The organism is Klebsiella sp. K5-204, assembly GCF_030128585.1.
Taxonomy (GTDB): domain Bacteria; phylum Pseudomonadota; class Gammaproteobacteria; order Enterobacterales; family Enterobacteriaceae; genus Klebsiella; species Klebsiella quasipneumoniae.
In genome coordinates, this window is sequence record NZ_JAKUZS010000004.1 from 13638 (window position 1) to 34586 (window position 20949).

20 protein-coding genes are annotated in these 20949 nt (G+C 54.4%); 19 read left to right on the plus strand and 1 reads right to left on the minus strand.

Translation table 11 applies throughout. The features are described from left to right. Nucleotide 1: 1 nt before the first annotated feature. Entirely contained in the window at nt 2–994 is a 993-nt protein-coding gene (gene asnA / locus MKR05_RS11610) for an aspartate--ammonia ligase (RefSeq protein WP_101989521.1), read from the minus strand. Between the two features lie 151 nt (nt 995–1145). Here asnA and asnC point away from each other — a divergent pair, with 151 nt between their 5' ends. The 19 genes from asnC to pstB all read left to right on the plus strand — a co-directional run bounded on the left by asnC (nt 1146) and on the right by pstB (nt 20908). Continuing rightward, on the plus strand, nt 1146–1604 hold the full coding sequence (gene asnC, locus MKR05_RS11615; protein ID WP_002882510.1) for a transcriptional regulator AsnC: 459 nt from the start codon (nt 1146–1148) through the stop codon (nt 1602–1604). Between the two features lie 99 nt (nt 1605–1703). Further along, nucleotides 1704–2144, plus strand: coding sequence for an FMN-binding protein MioC (mioC, locus tag MKR05_RS11620; RefSeq protein WP_017899651.1), 441 nt, complete (start codon nt 1704–1706; stop codon nt 2142–2144). 381 nt (nt 2145–2525) lie between these two features. Continuing rightward, a complete protein-coding gene (mnmG, locus tag MKR05_RS11625; protein ID WP_023291477.1) occupies nt 2526–4415 on the plus strand; it encodes a tRNA uridine-5-carboxymethylaminomethyl(34) synthesis enzyme MnmG in 1890 nt (629 codons plus the stop codon). Nucleotides 4416–4530: 115 nt separating this feature from the next. Beyond that, nucleotides 4531–5154, plus strand: coding sequence for a 16S rRNA (guanine(527)-N(7))-methyltransferase RsmG (rsmG, locus tag MKR05_RS11630; protein WP_044525110.1), 624 nt, complete (start codon nt 4531–4533; stop codon nt 5152–5154). 616 nt (nt 5155–5770) lie between these two features. Continuing rightward, nucleotides 5771–6151 carry a F0F1 ATP synthase subunit I gene (atpI, locus tag MKR05_RS11635; RefSeq protein ID WP_004202310.1) on the plus strand — a complete coding sequence of 127 codons (381 nt, stop codon included), beginning with the start codon at nt 5771–5773 and terminating at the stop codon, nt 6149–6151. Nucleotides 6152–6159: 8 nt separating this feature from the next. Next, nucleotides 6160–6975 carry a F0F1 ATP synthase subunit A gene (atpB, locus tag MKR05_RS11640; protein ID WP_023291475.1) on the plus strand — a complete coding sequence of 272 codons (816 nt, stop codon included), beginning with the start codon at nt 6160–6162 and terminating at the stop codon, nt 6973–6975. A gap of 48 nt (nt 6976–7023) precedes the next feature. After that, a complete protein-coding gene (gene atpE, locus MKR05_RS11645; RefSeq protein ID WP_000429386.1) occupies nt 7024–7263 on the plus strand; it encodes a F0F1 ATP synthase subunit C in 240 nt (79 codons plus the stop codon). A 50-nt stretch (nt 7264–7313) separates the two neighbouring features. Further along, nucleotides 7314–7784 carry a F0F1 ATP synthase subunit B gene (gene atpF / locus MKR05_RS11650; RefSeq protein WP_004107293.1) on the plus strand — a complete coding sequence of 157 codons (471 nt, stop codon included), beginning with the start codon at nt 7314–7316 and terminating at the stop codon, nt 7782–7784. A 14-nt stretch (nt 7785–7798) separates the two neighbouring features. Further along, nucleotides 7799–8332: a F0F1 ATP synthase subunit delta gene (gene atpH / locus MKR05_RS11655; protein ID WP_004202307.1), complete on the plus strand. Its 534-nt coding sequence runs from the start codon at nt 7799–7801 to the stop codon at nt 8330–8332. 12 nt (nt 8333–8344) lie between these two features. Continuing rightward, a complete protein-coding gene (gene atpA / locus MKR05_RS11660; RefSeq protein WP_004144995.1) occupies nt 8345–9886 on the plus strand; it encodes a F0F1 ATP synthase subunit alpha in 1542 nt (513 codons plus the stop codon). Nucleotides 9887–9936: 50 nt separating this feature from the next. Then, nucleotides 9937–10800 (plus strand): F0F1 ATP synthase subunit gamma, encoded by an 864-nt coding sequence (gene atpG, locus MKR05_RS11665; protein ID WP_004144996.1) that lies wholly within the window; start codon nt 9937–9939, stop codon nt 10798–10800. Nucleotides 10801–10826: 26 nt separating this feature from the next. Continuing rightward, a complete protein-coding gene (gene atpD, locus MKR05_RS11670; RefSeq protein WP_023291474.1) occupies nt 10827–12209 on the plus strand; it encodes a F0F1 ATP synthase subunit beta in 1383 nt (460 codons plus the stop codon). A 20-nt stretch (nt 12210–12229) separates the two neighbouring features. Next, on the plus strand, nt 12230–12649 hold the full coding sequence (locus tag MKR05_RS11675; protein ID WP_004107274.1) for a F0F1 ATP synthase subunit epsilon: 420 nt from the start codon (nt 12230–12232) through the stop codon (nt 12647–12649). 696 nt (nt 12650–13345) lie between these two features. Beyond that, nucleotides 13346–14716, plus strand: coding sequence for a bifunctional UDP-N-acetylglucosamine diphosphorylase/glucosamine-1-phosphate N-acetyltransferase GlmU (gene glmU, locus MKR05_RS11680; protein WP_032454443.1), 1371 nt, complete (start codon nt 13346–13348; stop codon nt 14714–14716). 186 nt (nt 14717–14902) lie between these two features. Further along, nucleotides 14903–16732: a glutamine--fructose-6-phosphate transaminase (isomerizing) gene (gene glmS, locus MKR05_RS11685; protein ID WP_023291472.1), complete on the plus strand. Its 1830-nt coding sequence runs from the start codon at nt 14903–14905 to the stop codon at nt 16730–16732. Nucleotides 16733–17071: 339 nt separating this feature from the next. Next, nucleotides 17072–18112, plus strand: a complete 1041-nt coding sequence (gene pstS / locus MKR05_RS11690; RefSeq protein ID WP_023291471.1) for a phosphate ABC transporter substrate-binding protein PstS — start codon at nt 17072–17074, stop codon at nt 18110–18112. 127 nt (nt 18113–18239) lie between these two features. Then, complete coding sequence (gene pstC, locus MKR05_RS11695; RefSeq protein ID WP_004145004.1) at nt 18240–19199, plus strand: phosphate ABC transporter permease PstC; 960 nt, start codon at nt 18240–18242, stop codon at nt 19197–19199. Continuing rightward, a complete protein-coding gene (gene pstA / locus MKR05_RS11700; RefSeq protein ID WP_023291470.1) occupies nt 19199–20089 on the plus strand; it encodes a phosphate ABC transporter permease PstA in 891 nt (296 codons plus the stop codon). The genes pstC and pstA overlap by 1 nt, the downstream gene beginning before the upstream one ends. 45 nt (nt 20090–20134) lie before the next feature. Beyond that, nucleotides 20135–20908 carry a phosphate ABC transporter ATP-binding protein PstB gene (pstB, locus tag MKR05_RS11705; protein ID WP_004145006.1) on the plus strand — a complete coding sequence of 258 codons (774 nt, stop codon included), beginning with the start codon at nt 20135–20137 and terminating at the stop codon, nt 20906–20908. Nucleotides 20909–20949 lie beyond the last annotated feature (41 nt).

Consider the following 20949-nt stretch of genomic DNA (forward strand, 5'->3'; position numbering starts at 1 on the left):
GTTACAGCAGCGCGGAAACGCTTTCGCGAACCTGTGCCGGCCATACGCCGCACTGCACCTGGCCGATATGGTCGAGCTGCAGCAACAGCATCGTCAGCCGAGACTGGCCAATGCCGCCGCCGATAGTCTGCGGCATCTCGCCGCGCAGCAGCGCCTGGTGCCACTCCAGTTTCAGGCGATCTTCATCGCCGGTCAGCGCCAGCTGGCGTTTCAGCACCGCGGCGTCAACGCGGATCCCCATTGAGGAGATCTCGAACGCATCTTCCAGCACGGGGTTCCACACCAGGATATCGCCGTTCAGTCCGGCAAAGCCTTCAGAAACCTCAGTGCTCCAGTCATCATAGTCCGGCGCACGTACATCATGGCGCTTGCCATCAGAGAGTTTGCCGCCGATGCCGATTAAGAAGACGGCGCCCAGCTCTTTAGCAATCGCTCGCTCGCGGCCCTTGGCATCAAGATCCGGATAGCGACTCAGCAGCGCCTGGCTGTGAACAAAGTGGATCTGTTCCGGCAGGAACGGCGTCAGGCCAAATTCCTGGCTGACCGCCAGCTCGGTGGCTTTGATCCCGGCGTAAATCGCTTCGACGGTCGCCTTCAGCGTGCCGACGTGGCGCTCTTCATCCCCCATCACCCGCTCCCAGTCCCACTGGTCGACATAGACGGAATGGATCGGCGTCAGACGGTCTTCATCGGGGCGAAGGGCCTTCATGTGCGTGTACAGCCCTTCGCCCGCGCTGAAGTCGTGTTGTCCCAGGGTTTGACGCTTCCACTTCGCCAGCGAATGCACCACTTCGAACTGGGCGTCGGGCAGTGTTTTCACTTTCACCTGAACCGCTTTCTCACAGCCGGACAAGTTATCCTGCGTCCCATCGCCCACGCGGCTTAAGATTGGCGCCTGGACTTCAATCAGGCCAAGCTTCTCTTCCAGCTGACGGGAAAAGTGGGATTTAACGAAACTGATCTGGCGTTGTTTTGCGATATATGCGGTTTTCATTTTTATGACTCCTGCGTCCTGTTGCCATTGATTAAGCAACAAAAAAGGCCACCAATACAATAATCAATCAATAAAAAGGCTCATCAACTTTTAATTCATCAAAATATGGCGCTAAAATAGTAAGAACCCTCAAACTTCATAAGAAAAAGATATGGAAAATTATCAGATCGACAATCTGGACCGCGGCATTCTCGATGCGCTAATGGCCAACGCCCGTACCGCCTATGCCGAACTGGCCAAACAGTTCAGCGTCAGCCCCGGCACTATTCATGTACGCGTCGAAAAGATGAAACAGGCGGGCATCATTACCGGCGCGCGCATTGACGTCAGCCCCAAACAGCTGGGCTACGACGTCGGCTGCTTCATCGGCATTATTCTCAAGAGCGCCAAAGACTATCCCTCCGCCCTCGCCCGCCTGGAAAGCCTGGAGGAGGTCACCGAGGCTTACTACACCACCGGCCACTACAGCATCTTTATTAAGGTGATGTGTAAATCCATCGATGCCCTGCAGCAGGTACTTATCAACAAGATCCAAACAATTGATGAAATTCAGTCCACCGAGACCCTAATCGTGTTGCAGAACCCGATCATGCGCACCATTAAGCCCTGATCGTTTTTTTTAATCCCACATTTTTCCACAGGTAGATCCCAGCTCGCTCACAGCGTACAATACGCCACTCTGAACAGTTGAGCGGGCGATCGGCGATCTATGGCAGACATTACACTTATCAGCGGCAGCACCCTGGGCAGTGCGGAATACGTAGCGGAGCATCTGGCGGAAAAGCTGGAAGAAGCAGGCTACAGCACTGAAATCCAGCACGGCCCGCTGGTGGACGATCTGCAGGCGCAGGGGATCTGGTTAGTTATCTCTTCCACCCATGGCGCCGGCGACATTCCCGACAACCTGGTTCCCTTCTATGACGCGCTGCTGGCGCAGCAGGCCGATCTTTCCGCCGTGCGCTTTGGCGCCATCGGGATCGGCAGCCGCGAATACGACACTTTTTGCGGCGCGATCGATAAATTAGAAGCGGCGCTGAAGGCCTGCGGGGCAAAACAGATCGGCGAGACCCTGAAGATCAACGTGCTGGAACATGAAATTCCCGAGGATCCGGCGGAAATTTGGCTGGGATCCTGGAAAAATTTGCTCTGAGATTTGTAAAGATCGTCCGTTCTTCTGTGGATAACCATGCTTAAAAGCTTGGATCAACCGGTAGTTATCCAAAGAATAACCGCAGTACGGTTTTTGAGCTGTGTATAACCCTTCATTCTGATCCCAGCTTATACGGACCAGGATCACCGATCATTCACAGATAGTGATCCTTCTTAAGCTTTTGATCTTACTTCGCGGATCCGACTTATCCACAAAGAGAGTCGATCCTAATAAGAGATCACAATAGAACAGATCTCTATATAAAGATCTTCTTTTTAATACTCAGGATCCCGGAGTCTTTCTCAAAAGACCAAAGCCGAGTAGAATCCACGGCCCGGGCTTCAATCCATTTTCAAACCGCGTTATGCGAGGCAGACCACCATGTTTTATCAGGATCCTTTTGACGTCATTATCATTGGCGGGGGTCACGCAGGCACTGAGGCCGCAATGGCCGCAGCGCGTATGGGTCAACAGACCCTGCTTTTGACACACAATATCGACACGCTGGGGCAGATGAGCTGCAACCCGGCGATTGGCGGCATTGGGAAAGGACACCTGGTAAAAGAAGTGGACGCGCTCGGCGGCCTGATGGCCAAAGCGATCGATCAGGCAGGCATCCAGTTTAGGATACTAAACGCCAGCAAAGGCCCCGCGGTGCGCGCCACTCGCGCCCAGGCTGACCGCGTGCTGTACCGTCAGGCGGTACGCACTGCGCTGGAGAACCAGCCGAATTTGATGATCTTCCAGCAGGCAGTGGAAGATCTGATTGTCGAAAACGATCGCGTCGTAGGCGCAGTCACCCAGATGGGCCTCAAATTCCGTGCCAAAGCGGTGGTGCTGACCGTCGGAACCTTCCTTGACGGCAAAATCCATATTGGTCTGGATAACTACAGCGGCGGACGCGCCGGCGATCCGCCGTCGATCCCGCTGTCTCGTCGTCTGCGTGAACTGCCGCTGCGCGTAAGCCGACTGAAAACCGGGACCCCGCCGCGCATTGACGCGCGCACCATCGATTTCAGCGTGTTGGCTCAACAGCATGGCGATAACCCGATGCCGGTCTTCTCGTTTATGGGATCTGCCGATCAGCATCCGCGTCAGGTGCCGTGCTACATCACCCACACTAACGAGAAAACCCATGACGTGATCCGCAATAACCTCGATCGCAGCCCCATGTACGCCGGGGTGATCGAAGGGATCGGTCCACGCTACTGCCCGTCGATCGAAGACAAAGTCATGCGCTTTGCCGATCGCAACCAGCATCAGATCTTCCTCGAACCGGAAGGCCTGACCTCAAACGAAATTTATCCGAACGGCATCTCCACCAGCCTGCCGTTCGATGTGCAAATGCAAATCGTCCGCTCCATGCAGGGGATGGAAAATGCGCGGATCGTCCGTCCTGGCTACGCTATTGAGTACGACTTCTTCGACCCGCGCGATCTGAAACCGACGCTCGAGAGCAAATTCATTCAGGGTCTGTTCTTCGCCGGTCAGATCAACGGCACTACCGGTTATGAAGAAGCGGCGGCTCAGGGTCTGCTGGCCGGTCTTAACGCTGCTCGCTTCTCGGCGGAAAAAGAGGGCTGGGCGCCGCGTCGCGATCAGGCCTACCTCGGCGTGCTGGTGGATGACCTGTGTACTCTGGGTACCAAAGAACCGTACCGCATGTTTACCTCTCGTGCTGAATATCGTCTGATGCTGCGCGAAGACAACGCCGACCTGCGTCTGACTGAGCAGGGGCGTGAGCTGGGTCTGGTGGATGATGAACGCTGGGCGCGTTACAACGAGAAGCTGGAAAGCATTGAGCGCGAACGCCAGCGCCTGAAATCGACCTGGGTGAACCCGCAGGCTGAGAGCGCTACCGAAGTGAACGCTCACCTGACCGCGCCGCTGTCGCGCGAAGCCAGCGGTGAAGATCTGCTGCGTCGCCCGGAAATGACCTACGAGCAGCTGGTTCAGCTCTCGCCGTTCGCGCCGGGGCTGGAAGATCGGCAGGCGGCTGAGCAGGTTGAGATCCAGGTGAAGTATGAAGGCTATATCGCGCGCCAGCAGGATGAGATCGAGAAACAGCAGCGCAACGAGAATACCTTGTTACCGGCGACGCTCGACTACCGTCAGGTCACCGGACTGTCTAATGAAGTGATCGCTAAACTAAACGACCATAAACCGTCGTCGATAGGACAGGCGTCACGTATTTCCGGGATCACCCCGGCGGCGATCTCTATTTTGCTGGTTTGGTTGAAAAAGCAGGGGATGCTGCGTCGCAGCGCCTGATTGCGGCAGCCTGCCGCGCTGATTTCCCACTTGCATAATCAGCGTTCGCCTTTATCATTCCTGGCCCGGTAAGCGTTAGCGCCTCCGGGCTCATTATTTTTTGAAGGTACTTACCGTGCTCAACAAACTTTCTCGTCTGCTGGATGAAGCGGGTATTTCGCTCACCGATCACCAGAAAAATCAGCTGGTGGCTTACGTCGGGCTGCTCGATAAGTGGAACAAAGCCTATAACCTGACCTCCGTTCGCGATCCAAATGAGATGCTGGTGCGTCATATCCTCGACAGCATCATCGTCGCGCCTTATCTGCAGGGCTCGCGCTTTATCGATGTCGGTACGGGACCGGGGCTGCCGGGGATCCCGTTGGCTATCGTGCGCCCGGAGTCGCATTTCACCCTGCTGGACAGCCTTGGCAAACGCGTGCGCTTCCTGCGTCAGGTGCAGCATGAACTGAAGCTGGATAACGTCACGCCGGTGCAGAGCCGCGTGGAAGCTTTCCCGGCCGAGCCGCCGTTTGATGGCGTGATAAGCCGCGCCTTCGCGTCGCTTAATGATATGGTGAGCTGGTGCCATCATTTGCCGGCCGCGAACGGTCACTTCTATGCGCTCAAAGGGTTAGCGCAAAAAGACGAAATGGAAAACCTGCCGGAAGGGTATGCCATAGCCGAGGTCATTGAGCTGCATGTTCCTCAGCTGGAAGGGGAGCGGCACCTGGTGGTGATTACGCCAAAATCGAGTTAATTTTTATCAAAAAATGTGGAAAAAATGTGGCCCATGAATGTTACAAAAATAAAGGTCACCTTCCGTTCTTATCGGGCTGCATTTAACCATGTTTTTACTATGGTTTTTCTTGCGGTTAACTTAGCGTAACTGATTCACTGACAAAATAGTCAACTTTGAAAATATCAGGGTGCTAAAAATCGACAACGATAAACAGCATAGCGATGTTAAATTTTTATTATAAATGTCAATAAAAGGTTTTTATTGTATGTGGGGTTGTTTTAGATAATGTCCTCACTTTTTATCTTGAATATCAAAAACATGAAAAATAGTGTTTTATGTCCTTGATTCATTAAAGGGCGCTCGAAATGTTTATTATGTGATCTAATGCACGCTTTAATTGCCGTGTTTCCACGTTATTTGCAGTTTTGTATGACCGCTCACAGAACGCTGAAATGCACGGAAAGTTGTCCGTTGGAAAATAATTAAACATTTATTCACTATTTTGCTACTTATTGTTTGAAATCACGGGGCGTCACCGTATAATTTGTCCGCTTTTTGATGCTTGACTCTTCGTCTTAAAGGACGTTTTATACGACACGCGACATACCTCAAAGGGAGCAGGAGTAAAAACGTGATGTCAGTGTCGCTCTTGAGTCGAAACGTTGCTCGCAAGCTTCTGTTTATTCAGTTACTGGCAGTAATGGCAAGTGGACTGCTGTTTAGCCTCAAAGACCCCTTCTGGGGCATTTCCGCGGTATGCGGCGGTTTGGCAGTGGTTTTGCCAAACCTGATGTTTATGATTTTTGCCTGGCGTCATCAGGCGCATACACCAGCAAAAGGCCGTGTGGCCTGGACCTTCGCCTTCGGTGAAGCCTTCAAGGTGTTGCTGACCTTCGCCCTCCTGGCGGTGGCGCTGGCCGTTTTAAAAGTGGTATTTTTGCCACTGATCGTGACGTGGGTTTTGGTGCTGGTGGTACAAGTTCTGGCGCCAGCTGTAATCAACAACAAAGGGTAAAAGGCATCATGGCTTCAGAAAATATGACGCCGCAGGAATACATAGGTCACCATCTGAACAACCTTCAGATTGATCTGCGTACTTTCTCGCTGGTGGATCCGCACAACCCCCCGGCCACCTTCTGGACGCTCAACATTGACTCCATGTTCTTCTCGGTGGTTCTCGGTCTGCTGTTCCTGGCCATGTTCCGTAGCGTTGCTAAGAAAGCGACCAGCGGCGTACCAGGGAAATTCCAGACCTTCATCGAAATGATCATCGGCTTCGTCCATGGCAGCGTCAAAGACATGTACCATGGCAAGAGCAAGGTTATCGCGCCGCTGGCGCTGACCGTGTTCGTCTGGGTCTTCCTGATGAACCTGATGGACCTGCTGCCAATCGACCTGCTTCCTTATATCGGCGAACACATTTTCGGCCTGCCTGCACTGCGCGTGGTTCCGTCTGCTGACGTGAACATCACCCTGTCGATGGCGCTTGGCGTGTTCATCCTGATTATTTTCTACAGCATCAAAATGAAAGGCGTCGGTGGGTTTGTTAAAGAACTGACCATGCAGCCGTTCAATCACTGGGCGTTCATTCCTGTCAACTTAATCCTTGAAGGGGTAAGCCTGCTGTCCAAACCGGTCTCTCTCGGTCTGCGACTGTTCGGCAACATGTATGCCGGTGAGCTGATTTTCATTCTGATTGCTGGTCTGTTGCCGTGGTGGTCACAGTGGGTTCTGAATGTGCCTTGGGCCATTTTCCACATCCTGATTATTACGCTGCAAGCCTTCATCTTCATGGTTCTGACGATTGTCTATCTGTCGATGGCGTCTGAAGAGCATTGATTTTTACCAACACTACTACGTTTTAACTGAAACAAACTGGAGACTGTCATGGAAAACCTGAATATGGATCTGCTGTACATGGCTGCCGCTGTGATGATGGGTCTGGCGGCAATCGGTGCTGCGATCGGTATCGGCATCCTCGGAGGTAAATTCCTGGAAGGCGCAGCGCGTCAGCCGGATCTGATCCCTCTGCTGCGTACTCAGTTCTTTATCGTTATGGGTCTGGTGGATGCTATCCCGATGATCGCTGTAGGTCTGGGTCTGTACGTGATGTTCGCCGTCGCGTAGTAAGTTGTTAGAAACCTAAGCCACAGAGTTAATTAAAGAGGTATTGTGCTGTGAACATGAACGCAACAATCCTCGGCCAGGCCATCGCGTTTGTTATCTTCGTATGGTTCTGCATGAAGTACGTATGGCCGCCTTTAATGGCTGCCATCGAAAAACGCCAGAAAGAGATTTCTGACGGTTTAGCTTCTGCAGAACGCGCTAAGAAAGATTTGGACCTTGCACAGGCCAACGCGACCGACCAGCTGAAAAAAGCGAAAGCGGAAGCCCAGGTAATCATTGAGCAGGCGAACAAGCGCCGCTCTCAGATTCTGGACGAAGCTAAAGCTGAAGCAGAACAGGAACGCACCAAAATCGTTGCACAAGCGCAGGCTGAAATTGATGCTGAGCGTAAACGTGCACGCGAGGAGCTGCGTAAGCAGGTCGCTATCCTGGCTGTTGCTGGCGCCGAGAAGATCATCGAACGTTCCGTGGATGAAGCTGCTAACAGCGACATCGTGGATAAACTTGTCGCTGAACTGTAAGGAGGGAGGGGCTGATGTCTGAATTTGTAACGGTAGCTCGCCCCTACGCCAAAGCAGCTTTTGACTTTGCCGTCGAACACAACAGTGTTGAACGCTGGCAGGATATGCTGGCGTTTGCCGCCGAAGTGACCAAAAACGACCAAATGGCAGAGCTTCTCTCCGGTGCTTTGGCGCCGGAAACGCTCTCAGAAGCGTTTATCGCTATCTGCGGCGAGCAACTTGACGAAAACGGCCAGAACCTGATTAAGGTGATGGCGGAAAATAATCGTCTGAAGGTGCTCCCGGACGTTCTTGAGCAATTCATTCACCTGCGCGCGGCCAGTGAGGCCATCGCAGAGGTAGAAGTCATATCTGCCAACCAACTGAGTGATGAACAGCTTGCCAGGATCGTCAGCGCGATGGAAAAACGTCTGTCACGCAAAGTTAAGCTGAATTGCAAAATCGATAAGTCTGTTATGGCAGGTATTATCATCCGTGCGGGTGATATGGTCATTGATGGCAGCGTACGCGGCCGTCTTGATCGCCTTGCAGACGTCTTGCAGTCTTAAGGGGACTGGAGCATGCAACTGAATTCCACCGAAATCAGCGAACTGATCAAGCAGCGCATTGCTCAGTTCAATGTTGTGAGCGAAGCTCATAACGAAGGTACTATTGTTTCTGTAAGTGACGGTGTTATCCGCATCCACGGCCTTGCCGAATGTATGCAGGGTGAGATGATCTCCCTGCCGGGTAACCGTTACGCTATCGCACTGAACCTGGAGCGCGACTCCGTTGGTGCGGTGGTGATGGGTCCGTACGCTGACCTCGCCGAAGGCATGAAGGTGAAATGTACTGGCCGTATCCTGGAAGTTCCGGTTGGCCGTGGCCTGCTGGGCCGCGTGGTTAACACCCTGGGCGCGCCAATTGATGGTAAAGGTCCGCTGGAAAACGACGGTTTCTCCGCCGTTGAAGCGATCGCGCCGGGCGTAATCGAACGTCAGTCCGTCGATCAGCCGGTACAGACCGGTTATAAATCCGTTGACGCCATGATCCCAATCGGTCGTGGTCAGCGTGAACTGATCATCGGCGACCGTCAGACCGGTAAAACTGCGCTGGCTATCGATGCCATCATCAACCAGCGTGATTCCGGCATCAAGTGCGTCTATGTTGCTATCGGCCAGAAAGCGTCCACCATCTCTAACGTGGTGCGTAAACTGGAAGAGCACGGCGCGCTGGCTAACACCATCGTGGTGGTAGCGACTGCATCCGAATCTGCTGCACTGCAATACCTGGCGCCATACGCGGGTTGCGCAATGGGCGAATACTTCCGCGACCGCGGTGAAGATGCGCTGATCGTTTACGATGACCTGTCTAAACAGGCTGTTGCTTATCGTCAGATCTCCCTGCTGCTCCGTCGTCCGCCAGGACGTGAAGCGTTCCCGGGCGACGTATTCTACCTCCACTCTCGTCTGCTGGAGCGTGCTGCGCGTGTTAACGCCGAATACGTTGAAGCCTTCACCAAAGGTGAAGTGAAAGGGAAAACCGGTTCTCTGACCGCGCTGCCGATTATCGAAACCCAGGCGGGTGACGTTTCCGCGTTCGTTCCGACCAACGTAATCTCCATTACCGATGGTCAGATCTTCCTGGAAACCAACCTGTTCAACGCCGGTATTCGTCCTGCGGTTAACCCGGGTATCTCGGTATCCCGTGTGGGTGGTGCAGCGCAGACCAAGATCATGAAGAAACTGTCCGGTGGTATCCGTACCGCGCTGGCGCAGTATCGTGAACTGGCGGCGTTCTCCCAGTTTGCATCCGACCTTGACGATGCAACCCGCAAACAGCTGGACCACGGTCAGAAAGTGACCGAACTGCTGAAACAGAAACAGTATGCGCCGATGTCCGTCGCGCAGCAGTCTCTGGTTCTGTTCGCAGCAGAACGTGGTTATCTGGCTGATGTAGAACTGGCGAAAATCGGTAGCTTCGAAGCCGCTCTGCTGGCTTACGTCGACCGTGATCACGCTCCGCTGATGCAAGAGATTAACCAGTCCGGTGGCTATAACGACGAAATCGAAGGCAAGCTGAAAGGCATCCTCGATTCCTTCAAAGCAACCCAGTCCTGGTAACGTCTGGCGGTCTGTCTTAGGGCAGGCCGCAAGGCATTGAGGAGAAGCTCATGGCCGGCGCAAAAGAGATACGTAGTAAGATCGCAAGCGTCCAGAACACGCAAAAGATCACTAAAGCGATGGAGATGGTCGCCGCTTCCAAAATGCGTAAATCGCAGGAGCGCATGGCGGCCAGCCGTCCTTACGCAGATACTATGCGCAAAGTGATTGGTCACCTTGCGAACGGTAATCTGGAATATAAGCACCCTTACCTGGAAGAACGCGACGTTAAGCGCGTGGGCTACCTGGTGGTGTCGACCGACCGTGGTTTGTGCGGCGGCTTGAACATTAACCTGTTCAAGAAACTGCTGGCGGAAATGAAAGCATGGTCCGATAAAGGCGTTCAGTGCGACCTCGCAATGATCGGCTCTAAGGGCGTCTCTTTCTTTAACTCCGTTGGCGGCAACGTCGTTGCACAGGTGACCGGTATGGGGGATAACCCATCCCTGTCCGAACTGATCGGCCCGGTAAAAGTGATGTTGCAGGCCTATGATGAAGGCCGTCTGGACAAGCTGTACGTTGTCAGCAACAAATTTATTAACACCATGTCTCAGGTTCCGACGATCACTCAGCTGCTGCCGTTACCGGCATCAGAAGACGCTGATCTGAAACGTAAATCCTGGGATTACCTGTATGAGCCCGATCCGAAAGCGCTGCTGGATACCCTCCTGCGCCGCTACGTCGAGTCTCAGGTTTATCAGGGCGTGGTTGAAAACCTGGCCAGCGAGCAGGCCGCCCGTATGGTGGCGATGAAAGCCGCGACCGATAATGGCGGCAGCCTGATTAAAGAGCTGCAGTTGGTATACAACAAAGCTCGTCAGGCCAGCATTACTCAGGAACTCACCGAGATCGTCTCGGGGGCCGCCGCGGTTTAACCAGGTTATTTCGTAGAGGATTTAAGATGGCTACTGGAAAGATTGTCCAGGTAATCGGCGCCGTGGTCGACGTCGAGTTCCCTCAGGATGCCGTACCACGCGTGTACGAAGCCCTTGAGGTACAGAATGGTAATGAAGTTCTGGTGCTGGAAGTTCAGCAGCAGCTGGGCGGCGGTATCGTGCGTACCATCGCCATGGGTTCTTCCGATGGTCTGCGCCGCGGTCTGGATGTAAAAGACCTCGAGCACCCGATCGAAGTCCCGGTTGGTAAAGCTACGCTGGGTCGTATCATGAACGTACTGGGTCAACCGGTCGACATGAAAGGCGACATCGGCGAAGAAGAGCGTTGGGCTATCCACCGCGCAGCACCGTCTTATGAAGAGCTGTCCAGCTCTCAGGAACTGCTGGAAACCGGCATCAAAGTTATCGACCTGATGTGTCCGTTCGCGAAGGGCGGTAAAGTCGGTCTGTTCGGTGGCGCGGGTGTAGGTAAAACCGTAAACATGATGGAGCTGATCCGTAACATCGCGATCGAGCACTCCGGTTACTCCGTGTTTGCGGGCGTAGGTGAACGTACTCGTGAGGGTAACGACTTCTACCACGAAATGACCGACTCCAACGTTATCGACAAAGTATCCCTGGTGTATGGCCAGATGAACGAGCCGCCGGGAAACCGTCTGCGCGTTGCGCTGACCGGCCTGACCATGGCTGAGAAGTTCCGTGACGAAGGTCGTGACGTTCTGCTGTTCGTCGATAACATCTATCGTTACACCCTGGCCGGTACTGAAGTATCCGCACTGCTGGGTCGTATGCCTTCAGCGGTAGGTTACCAGCCGACTCTGGCGGAAGAGATGGGCGTTCTGCAGGAACGTATCACCTCCACCAAAACCGGCTCTATCACTTCCGTACAGGCGGTATACGTACCGGCGGATGACTTAACTGACCCATCCCCAGCCACTACCTTTGCTCACTTAGATGCAACCGTAGTACTGAGCCGTCAGATCGCATCCCTGGGTATCTACCCGGCCGTTGACCCGCTGGACTCCACCAGCCGTCAGCTGGATCCGCTGGTTGTTGGTCAGGAGCACTACGACACCGCTCGTGGCGTTCAGTCCATTCTGCAGCGTTATCAGGAACTGAAAGACATTATCGCCATCCTGGGTATGGATGAACTGTCTGAAGAAGATAAACTGGTGGTAGCTCGCGCACGTAAGATCCAGCGCTTCCTGTCCCAGCCGTTCTTCGTGGCAGAAGTATTTACCGGTTCTCCGGGCAAATACGTCTCCCTGAAAGACACCATCCGTGGCTTTAAAGGCATCATGGAAGGCGAATACGATCACCTGCCGGAGCAGGCGTTCTACATGGTCGGTTCTATCGACGAAGCCGTGGAAAAAGCCAAAAAACTTTAACGCCTTAATCGGAGGGTGATATGGCAATGACTTACCACCTGGACGTCGTCAGCGCAGAGAAACAAATGTTCTCTGGTCTGGTCGAGAAAATCCAGGTAACGGGTAGCGAAGGTGAACTGGGTATTTACCCGGGGCACGCGCCGCTGCTCACCGCCATTAAGCCTGGTATGATTCGCATCGTTAAGCAGCACGGTCACGAAGAATTTATCTACCTGTCAGGCGGCATTCTTGAAGTGCAGCCGGGTAGCACGACCGTCCTGGCGGATACCGCAATTCGTGGCCAGGATCTCGACGAAGCGCGAGCCCTGGAAGCGAAACGTAAGGCTGAAGAGCACATTAAGAGCTCTCATGGTGACGTGGATTACGCTCAGGCGTCCGCGGAACTGGCCAAAGCGATCGCTAAACTGCGCGTTATCGAGTTGACCAAAAAAGCGATGTAACACCGGCTTGAACGTAAAAAGCCAGTCTGGTTTCCAGGCTGGCTTTTTTTATGGCTAGCTGCTGACGAGCAGATGAAGTGAAAACAGAGTTCACCCTTAATTGTTATTGATTAGTTAAATGATGAAGCGTAGACTCTGTTTTATGTGATGTATGTCACATAAAAGAGCGTTATCAAATTGCACCTGCGTCAGGAATTCATCATGAAACTGTTCCATAAAATCATCGCTAAATTTAGCGTCCTGAGCTTCTAAGCTCCGCGCTATCTCCCCCGCTGACACGACGTATCGCCCATCAAAACGACAACACTGGCGATGTGAAACCGGGCAAAGAAGGTCACCTGACGGTGGCCTTTCGTTTTTAATCACTACATCAATCACTTTGCCGCCCTCCCCCCGCCAGCGACTGGCGACGATTATCCTGGTTCTTCCCGCTATGGGTGCTGAAAACCGCTTTCCGCAGCGGCTTTATTCAGGTGACGAAAAAACAGCAAAAGCAGTGAGATAGTCAATGATTATCCTCCCTACCCTCCTTTTTCAGCGTTAAACTGATTTGCAGTGGTTAAAAATAGCGTCATAAAATGGTGTATAGCGGTGAGCCTGGACGTTTTCTCCACGTCTCGTTTTATGATGAAAAATATGTAGAAATTTCAACGTGAAAGGCTTTTACTTTTCGTTCTAACTACCGTCAGGATGAGTATGTCAAATAGTGCGATGAGCGTGGTTATCCTTGCCGCAGGCAAAGGGACCCGCATGTATTCCGATCTTCCTAAGGTGCTGCATACCCTGGCCGGGAAGCCAATGGTGCAGCATGTCATTGATGCCGCTAACGATTTAGGCGCATGTGCGGTACACCTGGTGTACGGCCACGGCGGCGATCTGCTGCGTCAGACGCTGCATGAAGACAACCTGAACTGGGTGCTGCAGGCCGAGCAGCTAGGAACCGGGCACGCCATGCAGCAGGCGGCGCCGTTCTTCAATGATGATGAAGACATCCTGATGCTCTACGGCGACGTGCCGCTGATCTCCGTCGAGACGCTACAGCGCCTGCGCGCCGCGAAACCGCAGGGCGGGATTGGTCTGCTGACGGTGAAGCTGGATGATCCAACCGGCTATGGCCGCATTACCCGTGAGAATGGCCAGGTGACAGGCATCGTTGAGCACAAAGATGCCAGCGAGGCGCAGCGCCAGATTCAGGAAATTAACACCGGGATCCTGATCGCCGGCGGAGCAGATCTCAAGCGCTGGCTGGCGAAGCTCACCAATAACAACGCCCAGGGCGAATACTACATCACCGATATCATCGCCATGGCGCATCAGGAAGGTCACGAGATCGTTGCCGTGCATCCCCAGCGCCTGAGCGAAGTCGAAGGCGTCAACAATCGCCTGCAGCTTGCGCGCCTGGAGCGCGTCTACCAGGCTGAGCAAGCGGAAAAGCTGCTGCTGGCGGGGGTGATGTTGCGCGATCCGGCGCGTTTCGATCTGCGCGGTACGCTGCAGCACGGGCGCGATGTGGAGATCGATACTAACGTTATTCTGCAAGGCCGCGTCGTGCTGGGCGATCGCGTGAAAATCGGCGCCGGCTGTGTGATTAAAAACAGCACTATCGGCGATGATTGCGAAATCAGCCCCTACAGCGTGGTGGAAGATGCCCAGCTGCAGGCGGCCTGCACCATCGGCCCATTTGCCCGTCTGCGCCCGGGCGCCGAACTGCTGGAAGGCGCCCACGTTGGCAACTTCGTGGAAATGAAAAAGGCGCGTCTTGGCAAAGGCTCCAAGGCGGGTCATCTGACCTATCTGGGCGATGCGGAGATCGGTGATAACGTCAATATCGGCGCGGGCACCATCACCTGCAACTATGATGGCGCGAATAAACATAAAACGATTATTGGCGATGATGTTTTTGTTGGCTCGGATACCCAGCTGGTGGCCCCGGTCACGGTTGGCAACGGCGTCACGATCGCCGCCGGCACCACCGTCACACGCAATATCGCCGATAACGAACTGGTGTTGAGCCGCGTACCGCAGGTCCACAAACAGGGCTGGCAGCGTCCGGTGAAGAAAAAATAAACAGGATTGTCGCCGGGGGTGAAAAACGCCCGGCGAACCAGGATGAGAGGGTCAATATAGATCCCCGTCCGCAGGCAGTACCATAACAATAACCCCACTCTCTACAAGGCTCGGGGCGCCCGGAAAACGGGCAAATACAGGTCAGCGACAACGCATGGCATATCGCCATTATCAGGAAATTTAACTATGTGTGGAATTGTTGGCGCAGTCGCGCAGCGTGATATTGCTGAAATCCTTCTCGAAGGTTTACGTCGTCTGGAATACCGTGGCTATGACTCTGCCGGTCTGGCGGTAGTCGACAGCGAAGGTCATATGACCCGCGTGCGTCGCCTGGGTAAGGTACAGATGCTGGCTCAGGCGGTCGAAGAGCAACCGTTACACGGTGGTACCGGGATCGCCCATACTCGTTGGGCGACGCACGGCGAACCGTCTGAGAGCAATGCGCATCCGCATGTTTCTGAACACATTGTGGTGGTCCATAACGGGATCATTGAAAACCACGAGCCGCTGCGCGCACTGCTGCAGTCTCGCGGCTATGTCTTCGTCACTGAGACCGATACCGAAGTTATCGCCCATCTGGTGCACTGGGAGCTGGAACAAGGTGGTACCTTGCGTGAAGCCGTGCTGCGCGCCATCCCGCAGCTGCGCGGCGCCTACGGCACCGTCATCATGGATACCCGCGACCCGGGAACTCTGCTGGCGGCCCGCTCCGGTAGCCCACTGGTTATCGGTCTGGGCATGGGTGAAAACTTTATCGCCTCCGACCAGCTGGCGCTGCTGCCGGTTACCCGCCGCTTCATCTTCCTCGAAGAGGGCGATATTGCGGAAGTGACTCGTCGCTCGGTAGTGATTTTCGATAAATCCGCTGCGCAAGTGAAGCGCCAGGAGATCGAATCCAATCTGCAGTATGACGCCGGCGATAAAGGTATCTATCGCCACTATATGCAGAAAGAGATTTTCGAACAGCCGAACGCGATTAAGAACACCCTGACCGGGCGTATCAGCCACGGCGAAGTCGATCTCAGCGAGCTGGGGCCGAACGCCAATGAAATGCTGGCTCAGGTCGAACATATTCAGATTGTTGCCTGCGGGACCTCCTATAACTCCGGGATGGTCTCCCGCTACTGGTTTGAAGCGTTAGCCGGCGTGCCGTGCGATGTGGAAATCGCCTCCGAATTCCGCTATCGCAAGTCCGCGGTGCGTCGTAACAGCCTGATGATCACCCTTTCCCAGTCCGGTGAAACTGCCGATACGCTGGCGGCGCTGCGATTGTCGAAAGAGCTGGGCTATCTCGGCTCGCTGGCTATCTGCAACGTGCCGGGCTCGTCGCTGGTGCGCGAATCCGATCTGGCGCTGATGACCAAAGCCGGAACGGAAATTGGCGTGGCCTCGACCAAGGCCTTTACCACTCAGCTGACGGTGCTGCTGATGCTGGTGGCGAAACTGGCGCGATTGAAAGGTCAGGATGCGTCCATTGAGCATGATATCGTCCACGGCCTGCAGGCGCTGCCGAGTCGTATCGAGCAGATGCTCTCTCAGGACAAGCGTATTGAGCAGCTGGCAGAGCGTTTCTCTGATAAGCACCATGCGCTGTTCCTCGGCCGCGGCGATCAGTATCCGATCGCCATGGAAGGGGCGCTGAAGCTGAAAGAGATCTCCTACATTCACGCGGAAGCCTACGCGGCGGGCGAGCTGAAGCACGGCCCGCTGGCGCTGATTGATGCGGAAATGCCGGTGATCGTGGTGGCGCCGAACAACGAGCTGCTGGAAAAACTGAAATCCAACATCGAAGAAGTTCGCGCCCGCGGCGGTGAGCTGTACGTCTTCGCCGACGGTGACGCCGGCTTCAACGGCAGCGACAACATGCACATCATTGAGATGCCGCATGTCGAAGAGACCATCGCCCCCATCTTCTACACCGTGCCGCTGCAGCTGCTGGCTTATCACGTTGCGCTGATCAAAGGCACAGACGTTGATCAGCCGCGTAACCTGGCGAAATCGGTCACGGTTGAGTAACGTATTACCTCTTTTGCAAAGGGCTGCCGGCGGTGGCCCTTTTTTATTTTCACCTGCTGTTTTTCGCCGATCTTGTGCGCAATATGTGGGATGGCGATAGACGACAAACGATCGTTTTGCACTGCGATTTGGCTGTCATAAAAAGAAAATTATTCCGTCATTGTATGGTCATGCTTGCAGGTAACCATTTGAGTTATAAGCGTATTATTTGAGGCAAAATCCCGTCTCCCGGCCTGTCATAAAACTGTCATAATTCGTACATTTTACTGTCACCTCTTTGACCTATTTTGCTCACCATAGCCTCGAAACAATGATTTACGAATCCCAGCAGGAGACATTATGAACGTTATGCGTACCACCGTCGCAACAGTTGTCGCCGCGACCTTATCGATGAGCGCTTTCTCTGCTTTCGCAGCAGCAAGCCTGACTGGCGCAGGTGCAACTTTTCCTGCGCCGGTGTATGCCAAATGGGCTGACACCTATCAGAAAGAAACCGGCAATAAAGTGAACTACCAGGGTATTGGTTCCTCTGGTGGCGTTAAGCAGATTATTGCCAACACCGTTGATTTCGGTGCTTCTGATGCTCCGCTGGCTGATGACAAACTGACCCAGGAAGGTCTGTTCCAGTTCCCGACCGTGATTGGCGGCGTGGTGCTGGCGGTTAACCTGCCTGGCGTGAAATCCGGCGAGCTGGTGCTGGATGGCAAAACCCTCGGCGATATCTATCTGGGTAAAATTAAAAAATGGGATGACGAAGCGATCGCTAAACTCAACCCGGGTCTGAAGCTGCCGTCGCAGAATATCGCCGTGGTTCGCCGCGCCGATGGTTCCGGTACCTCCTTCGTCTTCACCAGCTACCTGTCCAAAGTGAATGAAGAGTGGAAATCGAAAATCGGCGCAGGCTCTACCGTTAACTGGCCAACCGGTCTTGGCGGTAAAGGCAACGACGGTATCGCCGCCTTTGTTCAGCGTCTGCCGGGCTCGATTGGTTACGTCGAATACGCTTACGCCAAACAAAACAATCTGGCGTACACCAAACTGGTCTCTGCCGATGGCAAACCGGTTAGCCCGACTGAAGACAACTTCGCTAACGCCGCAAAAGGCGTTGACTGGAGCAAGTCTTTCGCTCAGGACCTGACTAACCAGAAGGGTGAAAATGCATGGCCGATCACCTCAACCACCTTCATTCTGGTGCATAAGGCGACTAACAAGCCTGAGCAGACCGCTGAAGTGCTGAAGTTCTTCGACTGGGCGTATAAAAACGGCGGGAAAGAAGCGAATGCGCTGGATTACGCATCGCTGCCGGAAAGCGTGGTTGAGCAGGTTCGTGCGGCATGGAAAACCAACGTCAAAGACAGCAGCGGTAAAGCGCTGTACTAACAGTAGATTTTTGACGAAGATGGCGGGGGCGTTCAGCGCTGCCCGCCCTACGGTTCAGACTGTAGGCCCGGAAGCGAACGCCACCGGGCATTTATTCGAACAAGCTTTAATACGTAAAGAGTAATCTATGGCTGCAACCAAGCCTGCATTTACCCCTCCGGGGAAAAAGGGTGACATGATTTTCAGTGCGCTGGTAAAACTGGCTGCGCTGATTGTGCTATTGATGCTGGGCGGCATCATCGTTTCCCTGATCATCTCTTCCTGGCCGAGCATTCAAAAGTTTGGCTTTGCCTTTTTGTGGACCAAAGAGTGGGATGCGCCCAACGAAATCTTCGGCGCGCTGGTGCCGATTTACGGGACCCTGGTGACCTCCTTTATCGCGCTGCTGATCGCCGTACCGGTGAGCTTCGGCATCGCGCTGTTTCTGACGGAACTGTCCCCCGCCTGGCTCAAGCGTCCGCTGGGCATTGCGATTGAGCTGCTGGCCGCGATCCCGAGTATCGTGTACGGCATGTGGGGCCTGTTTATTTTCGCCCCGCTGTTTGCGACTTACTTCCAGGAGCCTGTCGGTAACGTCCTGTCGACTATTCCGTTCGTCGGCGCGCTGTTTGCTGGCCCGGCGTTTGGTATCGGTATTCTCGCCGCTGGCGTTATTCTGGCCATCATGATCATCCCTTATATCGCCGCGGTAATGCGTGATGTTTTCGAACAGACGCCGGTGATGATGAAAGAGTCGGCCTATGGCATCGGCTGCACCACCTGGGAAGTGATCTGGCGCATCGTTTTACCGTTCACCAAGAACGGGGTGATCGGCGGCGTGATGCTCGGTCTGGGCCGCGCGCTGGGTGAAACCATGGCGGTCACCTTTATCATCGGCAATACCTACCAGCTCGACAGCATATCGCTGTATATGCCGGGGAACAGCATTACCTCCGCGCTGGCCAACGAATTCGCCGAAGCCGAAACCGGTCTGCACGTGGCGGCGCTGATGGAACTGGGTCTGATCCTGTTCGTTATCACCTTTATCGTTCTGGCGGCGTCGAAGTTCATGATTATGCGCCTCGCGAAGAATGAGGGGGCACGCTAATGGCGACCATTGAAATGCAAAGCACCGCCGAGCTGGCGGAGTCTCGCCGCAAGATGCAGGCTAAACGCCGCATGAAGAACCGTATCGCCCTGGCGCTGTCGATGGCCACCATGGCGTTTGGTTTGTTCTGGCTTATCTGGATCCTGATGGCGACGATAACCCGCGGCTTCGACGGCATGAGCCTGGCGCTGTTTACCGAAATGACGCCGCCGCCGAATACCGCGGGCGGCGGTCTGGCCAACGCCCTCGCCGGCAGCGGCCTGCTGATCCTGTGGGCAACTATCTTTGGTACGCCGCTGGGTATCCTCGCTGGAATTTATCTGGCGGAGTATGGCCGCAAGTCGGTGCTGGCGGAAATTATCCGTTTTATTAACGATATTCTGCTTTCCGCGCCGTCTATCGTGGTTGGTCTGTTCGTCTACACCATCGTGGTGGCGCAGATGCAGCACTTCTCCGGCTGGGCGGGGGTGATCGCCCTGGCGCTGCTGCAGGTGCCTATCGTTATTCGTACCACCGAAAACATGCTGAAACTGGTGCCGGATAGCCTGCGTGAAGCGGCCTATGCGCTGGGTACGCCGAAGTGGAAGATGATCTCGGCGATCACCCTGAAAGCGTCCGTCTCGGGGATTATGACCGGGATCCTGCTGGCTATCGCCCGTATCGCCGGGGAAACGGCGCCCCTGCTGTTTACCGCGCTGTCCAACCAGTTCTGGAGCACCGACATGATGCAGCCGATTGCCAACCTGCCGGTGACCATTTTCAAATTTGCCATGAGTCCGTTTGCGGAGTGGCAGCAACTGGCATGGGCCGGGGTATTGATTATCACCCTGTGCGTCTTGCTGCTGAACATCCTGGCGCGCGTTATCTTCGCCAAGAAGAAACACGGTTAATTTTGCGGCGCAGCGACAGCTGCGCTGAATGAGGAAGAGATTGAGATGAGTATGGTGAATACAGCCCCGGGTAAGATTTCAGTTCGCAACCTGAACTTCTACTACGGTAAATTCCATGCCCTGAAGAACATCAACCTGGATATCACCAAAAACCAGGTGACGGCGTTTATCGGTCCGTCAGGCTGTGGTAAATCCACCCTGCTGCGTACGTTCAACAAAATGTTTGAACTGTATCCGGAGCAGCGCGCGGAAGGCGAGATCCTGCTGGATGGCGACAACATTCTGACCAACACCCAGGATATCGCCCTGCTGCGTGCCAAGGTTGGCATGGTATTCCAGAAGCCAACGCCGTTTCCGATGTCCATTTACGACAACATCGCTTTCGGCGTGCGCCTGTTTGAAAAGCTGTCCCGTGCCGATATGGATGAGCGCGTGCAGTGGGCGTTGACCAAAGCCGCATTATGGAATGAAACCAAAGATAAACTGCACCAGAGCGGGTATTCTCTCTCCGGCGGTCAGCAGCAGCGCCTGTGCATCGCCCGCGGTATCGCGATCCGCCCGGAAGTCCTGCTGCTTGATGAACCTTGCTCAGCGCTGGACCCGATCTCTACCGGGCGTATCGAGGAGCTGATCACCGAGCTGAAGCAGGATTACACCGTCGTTATCGTGACTCACAACATGCAGCAGGCTGCGCGTTGCTCCGACCATACGGCATTTATGTATCTTGGCGAGCTGATTGAGTTCAGCAACACGGATGACCTGTTCACCAAGCCCGCGAAGAAACAAACTGAAGATTATATTACTGGCCGCTACGGTTGATTTGCCCTTGTGCTTTCAGGCTCTCACCAGTTGGGCAATCA